Here is a 455-nt window from a genome sequence, read left to right on the forward strand (position 1 = left end):
CGGAAATTTTCGATGCTGATCAGGCGGACCGGCAACCAGACCGCATCGACTGGTCTGTCGTCGGTCCCGCTGACGAGAAACGTCGGGCGCGTACCGAGCAATTGCTCGATTCCGGGGCTCTCCAGAGCGGCGATGACTTCTATCACGCTGCCTTCATTTTTCAGCATGGTGCCAAAGCAGACGACTACTTAAAAGCACATCTTCTCGCGACGATTGCCGTGGCACGAGGCAAGTCAGGAGCGGTGTGGATCGCATCCGCTACGCTTGACCGCTATCTTCGAGCCATCGATAAGCCGCAGGTGCTTGGGACCCAATATAGGATGCCCAAAGGCGCTGCTGTCACGCAGGAACCGTATGACCGTACCTTGGTCTCGGACGCGATGCGCAAGGCACTTCAGGTTCCGTCTCTAGCCGAACAGGAGCAGCAGCGGCAGCGATATGCCGCGAAGGCCTTG

At 58.5% G+C, this 455-nt stretch carries 1 protein-coding gene; it reads left to right on the forward strand.

All coding sequences use genetic code 11. The features are described 5' to 3' along the window. A partial coding sequence (locus AACY52_RS31065; RefSeq protein WP_339561505.1) for a hypothetical protein occupies positions 1-455 on the forward strand: 455 nt, incomplete at both ends.

The organism is Pseudomonas sp. EA_65y_Pfl1_P113 (genome assembly GCF_963970525.1).
Lineage (GTDB): Bacteria > Pseudomonadota > Gammaproteobacteria > Pseudomonadales > Pseudomonadaceae > Aquipseudomonas > Aquipseudomonas tritici.